The 6,244-nt window shown below is 43.4% G+C and carries 7 protein-coding genes; 6 read left to right on the top strand and 1 reads right to left on the bottom strand.

Annotated features, from left to right (window positions below):
• Both ABI367_RS02990 and ABI367_RS02985 read left to right on the top strand, forming a co-directional pair.
• Positions 1–219: hypothetical protein (locus tag ABI367_RS02990; protein WP_462228703.1), on the top strand; the 219-nt coding region annotated here is incomplete at its 5' end.
• Positions 152–2,875, top strand: coding sequence for a glycoside hydrolase family 2 protein (locus ABI367_RS02985; protein ID WP_462228701.1), 2,724 nt, complete (start codon positions 152–154; stop codon positions 2,873–2,875). The genes ABI367_RS02990 and ABI367_RS02985, both read left to right, overlap by 68 nt.
• Positions 2,876–2,957: 82 nt before the next feature.
• On the opposite strand, the gene ABI367_RS02980 is transcribed toward ABI367_RS02985, so the two are convergent.
• Positions 2,958–3,875 (bottom strand): DUF72 domain-containing protein, encoded by a 918-nt coding sequence (locus ABI367_RS02980; protein ID WP_462228699.1) that lies wholly within the window; start codon positions 3,873–3,875, stop codon positions 2,958–2,960.
• A 104-nt stretch (positions 3,876–3,979) separates the two neighbouring features.
• Between ABI367_RS02980 and ABI367_RS02975 the strand changes: the two genes are divergently transcribed.
• The 4 genes from ABI367_RS02975 (at position 3,980) to ABI367_RS02960 (ending at position 5,826) form a co-directional block, all read left to right on the top strand.
• Positions 3,980–4,240 (top strand): autorepressor SdpR family transcription factor, encoded by a 261-nt coding sequence (locus ABI367_RS02975; RefSeq protein ID WP_462228697.1) that lies wholly within the window; start codon positions 3,980–3,982, stop codon positions 4,238–4,240.
• A 4-nt stretch (positions 4,241–4,244) separates the two neighbouring features.
• Positions 4,245–4,898 carry an SdpI family protein gene (locus ABI367_RS02970; protein ID WP_462228695.1) on the top strand — a complete coding sequence of 218 codons (654 nt, stop codon included), beginning with the start codon at positions 4,245–4,247 and terminating at the stop codon, positions 4,896–4,898.
• Positions 4,899–4,953: 55 nt separating this feature from the next.
• Positions 4,954–5,592: a Pr6Pr family membrane protein gene (locus ABI367_RS02965; RefSeq protein WP_462228693.1), complete on the top strand. Its 639-nt coding sequence runs from the start codon at positions 4,954–4,956 to the stop codon at positions 5,590–5,592.
• A 72-nt stretch (positions 5,593–5,664) separates the two neighbouring features.
• Positions 5,665–5,826 (top strand): hypothetical protein, encoded by a 162-nt coding sequence (locus ABI367_RS02960; RefSeq protein ID WP_462228691.1) that lies wholly within the window; start codon positions 5,665–5,667, stop codon positions 5,824–5,826.
• Positions 5,827–6,244: the final 418 nt, after the last annotated feature.

The following is a 6,244-nucleotide window of genomic DNA, read 5'->3' as shown; positions in this document are numbered from 1 at the left end:
GGGCGCGTCGACGGCTACGTCGTCCTCTGCGAGAAGAACACCCCCGAGGCGCTCCACTACTCGCTCCACGTCACGGACATGGCGGCCCGGACGCCCGCGGCGCTGCGCCGGATCCTGACCTTCTTCGCGGACCACGGGACGCTGGCCGACTATGGCTCAACAAAAACCGGGTACATCATCTTCTCAAACCGTCCGTCAATATCTTTCGGGTACCGATAAGGACCATACCGTTAACTGGGATTTTTATTGCACCAACGGCCGCAAAAGCGGGCAATGGACAACCATCCCCGTTCCGTCCAATTGGGAGCTTCAGGGTTTTGGCGGGTATAACTACGGGCACGATAAAGCAAAGCATGATGAGCAGGGGCTGTATAAATATCAATTTAAACTGGGCGGCAATGCGCTGCATAAGCGCGTATTTATTGTATTTGAAGGATCAATGACGGATACGGAGGTGAAGATAAACGGACAAATAGTAGGGCCAATTCATCAGGGCGCATTTTACAGGTTTAAATATGATATTACCAATTTGGTTAAGGTTAATAACGATAACCTGCTCGAAGTAAAAGTGAGTAAAATGTCGGCCGATGCCTCGGTAAACCACGCCGAGCGGAATGGCGATTTCTGGGTGTTCGGTGGTATATTCCGCCCGGTATATTTAGAGATAGTTCCGCAAACCTATATTGACCGCATAGCTATTGATGCCAAAGCTAACGGACAATTAAGACTTGATGTATTCAATAAAAACACCACCGCTAACCAGGTTATCCAGGCCGAAGTACAAACCTTAAAAGGTGTACGTGTGGGCCAACCATTTACCATTAAACCAAAGAGCGACAGCACCACATTACAACATAGCTTTAAAAATATAGCTGCCTGGAACCCCGAGCAGCCAAACCTGTATAATCTGGTGGTTGCCATTAAGACCGGCACTCAGGTTATTCATCAAATTACCCAACGCTTTGGCTTCCGGACGGTGGAATTACGCAAGGGCGATGGTATTTACGTGAACGATAAAAGAGTAATATTTAAGGGTGTTTGCCATCACTCCGAATGGCCCGAATCGGGACGCACATTGAGCAAGGCCATTGACTTGCTGGATATCAAACAGATCAAAGAAATGAACATGAACGCGGTACGGATGTCGCACTACCCGCCCGACCAAAGTTTTTTAGATGTATGCGATTCGTTAGGTTTGTTTGTGCTGGATGAACTAACCGGCTGGCAGGCCAACTATGATGATAATATTGGTCATAAATTGGTAAAGGAAATGATGGTGCGCGATGTGAACCATCCCAGCATAGTGCTTTGGGATAATGGTAACGAAGGCGGCTTTAACCGCGACCTGGATAAAGATTATGGAATGTACGATCCACAGAAACGGACGGTTATACACCCGTGGGAACATTTTAATAATACCGACACCAAGCATTACCCTGTTTATAATTACGTTGCCAACAATAATTTGTACGGAACTGATGTATTTTTCCCAACCGAATTTATGCATGGCCTGTATGATGGCGGGCATGGTGCCGGGCTTGATGATTTTTGGAACCTGATGCTAAGCAACCCACGCAATGCCGGCGGTTTTTTATGGGTATATGCCGATGGGGCCATTGTACGTACGGATAAGGACAATATTTTGGATACTGATGGCAATCACGCCCCCGACGGCATTGTAGGTCCGCACCGCGAAAAAGAAGCCAGTTTTTATACCATTAAAGAGATATGGTCGCCGGTTTATATCAGCAACAATACTTTACCCGAAAAATTTGATGGGCGGCTGAATATTGAGAACCGTTATCTGTACACCAACCTAAATAAATGCAGCTTTAGCTGGAAATTAGTGACCTTTGCATCGCCGCAAGGCAAAACTATGGCACCAACAATTAATGCGTCGGGTGTTGTAAAAGCTTATCCGTTAGCCCCGGGTGCAGGCGGTTACCTACAACTGAATATGCCCGCCAACTGGAAAAATAGCGATGCGTTATTACTAACTGTTTACGATGCTGTGGGCAAGGTGGTAGTTAACCGTAGCTGGCCAATTGCCCACGCTCAAGCGATAGCCGCTAAATATACCAACGGCACTCCATCAACGGCTACAAGCACCTTAAAAGAGGAAAATAACCAATTGATAGTTACATGCGACGGCATTACTTATTATTTCAGCACAGCAACGGGGTATTTGCAAAAAGTAAAGGGAGCATCAGGCGATATTTCCTTATCTGACGGCCCGGTATTAGCTGGTGCTACGCCTCTGTTAAAAGAGATAAGGAAGTCTGTATCGGGTCGCAGCCAGGTTATTGAACCGATTTATACCGATGCCAATTTTAAAATAAAATGGACATTTACACCCGGCAAGCCTGCCCAATTACAATATAAGTACCTGCCCAGGGGAGAAGCCGATTTTTATGGCATCACTTTTAACTACCCTGAGCAAAACATAACCGGCATGAAATGGCTGGGCGATGGCCCTTACCGTGTTTGGAAAAACCGCTTAAAAGGCGGCACACTCAACGTTTGGCAAAAGGATTATAACAACACCATAACCGGCGAAAGCTGGGTGTACCCCGAGTTTAAGGGCTATCATGCCAATATGTACTGGGTAACTATACAGAATAAAGAACATCCTTTTACGGTATATACTGAGGATCAGCATATTTTTCTGCAAATGTTAAAAGCCCCCAAACCGGTTGGTGCGTCTAACGATAATACCAGTCCGCCGTTTCCGGATGGTAACCTGGGTTTTATGACGGCCATCCCGGCTATTGGCACCAAATTTCATCCCGCGCGGGATATGGGGCCGCAAAGCCAAAAGAACGTGCAGTTGAATACTACACCGGTATCGGGGACTTTGTGGTTTGATTTTAGATAGGTATTGAGCTGAAAGCGGAAGGCTGAAAGCAAAAAGTTAATCTTAGTTACTTTCTGCTTTGCGCTTTCTGCTTTCAGCTTACTCAACCAAACAACCCCTTACCCTCCTCAATAAAATGAGGGCGTTCTAAATTCAACCCCAGCTTTTCATTGAACTGTGCCGATACATAATCGGCCAGTTTGGGCGAGTACTGCTCGTCATGCTGGTGCATAAAAAACCATACGGATTGCAGGCCCATATCGCGCCATTGTTTTATACGGTCTATCCATTCGTCCACACGCGCATAGTCTGACGGGTGCAGGCCATTACCCACAAAGCGAATAAACGCGTGCGGGGTTGGCAGGTGCATGTGCACGCAATCGCGGCGACCGGTGGCATCGGTTATTACAGCGCCCATATTTAGCTGCTTAAGCATGTTAAATACATTCTCGCGGTTTTTTGGTATGGCAAACCAATCTTTATGGCGCAGCTCTACATAAACCGGTACATCCGTAGGTAATTGCTCCAGGTAGGCTTTTAACTCCGGGAAACTTTTGGGGGTAAAATTATCGCTCAACTGCAAAAACAGCGGTCCCAGTTTATCGCCGAAGGCCATAATACCTTCATAAAACTTGGTGGTGGCTTCCTCCGCGTTTTTAAGCCGGCGTATATGACTGATGCTTTGCGAAAACTTGGGGCAAAATTTAAAATCGGGGCGGATGTCGGCTTTTTGCTTCCATTTGGCTATGGTTGCGGGCGGATAGGCATTGTAAAACGTAGCGTTCAGCTCAATGCAGTCAAAATGCTTTACGTATTCGTCTAAAAAGTTGGCATCTTTTGTTTTAGGCGGATAGATCTGCCCTACCCACTCCTTTCGTCCCCATTTGGCGCAGCCTACATGCACCTGTAGTGGCTTATTATTTTTTGCAGACAGCAATGTCGCTACCGTCATTTCAGGATCAGGCGGAAGCGTAAAATCAACCGCCGCCAGTTCTTCAGGGTTTACCCGACCAAATTCCATAAGTAATAGTTATAGCGGCAAGTTAAAATATTTTGAAATAAATTAAAATATGATTTGGTAATGTCAAATAGTATTTAGACATTTGTCTAAATATATAAATACAAATGAACAAACTGTTTAAAGCGCTTAATGACCCTACCCGGCGGGAAATACTGGAACTTTTAAAAAAAAAGGACCTTACAGCCGGCGAAATAGCGGACCAGTTCAACATTTCTAAACCAAGCATATCGCACCATTTGGACCTGTTAAGGCAGGCCGAACTGGTGGTATCAGTAAAAGAAGGACAATTTATTTATTACTCATTAAACACCACCGTATTTGACGAAATAATGAAGTGGATTTTACAATTTAAAACCGAAAACTAAGATCATGAAAAAATCATTAATCAACGCTGTTTCCATAGCTATATGGCTGCTACCAATTATTTACCTGCTTATAGTTTATAGCGCATTACCCGCTACCGTACCCCTGCATTATGGCCTAAACGGCAAGCCTAACGGCTTTGGAGATAAAAGCAAATTTTTAGCTATACAGGTATTCATTGCCTTTATATTCGGCGGCACGTATTTGCTGGTCAAAAACATCAGTAAATTTGACAAGAACCAGGCAGCAAAATTTAGCCAGGCTACTTTTGAAAAGGCAGCTATGGGCATATTGCTATTTAGTTCGACCCTAAGCATAGGCTTAACATTAAGCACTGTTAACGGAGTTTTTAAAGGCGATAAACTGATATTTCCGGTAGTGGGTTTATTGTTTGCCTTTTTAGGAAACCTGATGTACAATGTTAAACAAAACCACTTTTTTGGCGTTCGTCTGCCCTGGACATTAAAAAGCGAAGACAACTGGCGCGCTACCCACAGGCTTACCGGCAAGCTATGGTTTTTAGGGGGCTTATTAATCACAGCACTGGCATTGTTTTTACCGGCGTCCGCCGCGGGGATCGCTTTTATAGTATGTATGTCTATTTTATGCGCGGTACCTATTATTTATTCGTATGTGTATTATAAAAAGCACCAGGTTTAAATAATCACCACAATGCCGGATTGTAAATAATGATTAACTTGCATTATACACACCCATGAAAGCAAAAATAAAGTTGGCTTATGCAAGCGTGGCGGCTATAATAGTATGGTTTGGCCTGGGGCTACAGTTTTATATATCGGTACCCGCTTATATGATCAAGGGTTATACTTTTTTGGGCGCGGTTATCCAGGTATTAAGCTACTTTACTATTTTAACCAATATACTTGTGGCGTTGGTGTATTCGTATATGGTATTATCGCCATATACGTTAACAGGTATGTATCTGTCGCGCGGCAAAACTATTACGGCTACTGCTGTTTATATCACTATTGTTGGGTTTATATATGCACTGGTGTTACGCAATGTTTGGAACCCACAGGGGTTATTTAAATTAGCTGATGACCTGCTGCATACCGTTACCCCCATATTGTTTGTATTATTCTGGCTGATATTTGCACCCAAAAAAAAGCTAAAATGGAGCCTGATGATAACCTGGCTGATCTACCCTTTTATTTACCTGGTTTATACACTCATCCGCGGGCAAATTGTAGGTACTTATCCGTATAATTTTATGGATATTAATACTTTGGGGGTTGTGCAAACCACCATTAACTGTTTGCTTGTGCTGGTGGCCTTTTTAAGTTTTGGTGCAATATTTATAGCTGTTAGCAGGTTTTTAAACAAGTCGGCATAAACCATACCCCACCGTGTGTAATTAAACCTTCGGTGTTATTAAGTGTTTATTATAGTATAACTTAATAATACTATGAAAAAGCATATAACAAAAATGGCATTACTGCTGGCACTTACCACAGTTACCATTTCAAGCTGCTCGCTTCAATACAGGCAAAGCAGAATGCACCGGCACGACAGAGATCACGACAACAACGAACATCGGCCCGAAATGCACCGGTACCAATCATTTTAATAAAAGAGGATGTCTCAAAAGCTCCCAATTAAAAGGCACTGCAAATAATATTTTGTCTTTGCGACCTTTGTGCGTTCTTTGTGACCTCTGCGGTTTGTTTTTTACCACTGAGACCGCAAAGAATACACAGAGAAGCACGGAGATTTAATATACAAAGCATATTCGTTCAATTTTTTTGAGTTTACATTTGAGACAGCCTCTTTTTATATAGCTATACACTTCATAATTTTTACGGTGTAATTACTGTTCCTTTTTTATATTGCCAACTTTTAACCAATATAAATGCACAGAGGCGGCTTTTTAATCATTTTTTTTATTATCGCGGCAATAACCTTACTGCTGGACTGGTATGTTTTTTCGGGGTTAAAAACTTTTACTAAGGACTGGCAAAAAGCGAGGGCCAGGCAGTCCGTAATTT

The organism is Mucilaginibacter sp. (assembly GCF_039935595.1).
Classification (GTDB): Bacteria; Bacteroidota; Bacteroidia; order Sphingobacteriales; family Sphingobacteriaceae; genus Mucilaginibacter.
Note: the sequence above shows the minus strand (reverse complement) of the source record. Positions and strands in the feature narration are given on the sequence as shown.

What these genes read in the sequence shown, in the direction of transcription:
- ABI367_RS02985 (WP_462228701.1), top strand. Translation starts at nt 152, where the DNA reads ATGGCTCAACAAAAACCGGGTACATCATCTTCTCAAACCGTCCGTCAA.
- ABI367_RS02980 (WP_462228699.1), bottom strand. Translation starts at nt 3,875, where the DNA reads ATGGAATTTGGTCGGGTAAACCCTGAAGAACTGGCGGCGGTTGATTTT.
- ABI367_RS02975 (WP_462228697.1), top strand. Translation starts at nt 3,980, where the DNA reads ATGAACAAACTGTTTAAAGCGCTTAATGACCCTACCCGGCGGGAAATA.
- ABI367_RS02970 (WP_462228695.1), top strand. Translation starts at nt 4,245, where the DNA reads ATGAAAAAATCATTAATCAACGCTGTTTCCATAGCTATATGGCTGCTA.
- ABI367_RS02965 (WP_462228693.1), top strand. Translation starts at nt 4,954, where the DNA reads ATGAAAGCAAAAATAAAGTTGGCTTATGCAAGCGTGGCGGCTATAATA.
- ABI367_RS02960 (WP_462228691.1), top strand. Translation starts at nt 5,665, where the DNA reads ATGAAAAAGCATATAACAAAAATGGCATTACTGCTGGCACTTACCACA.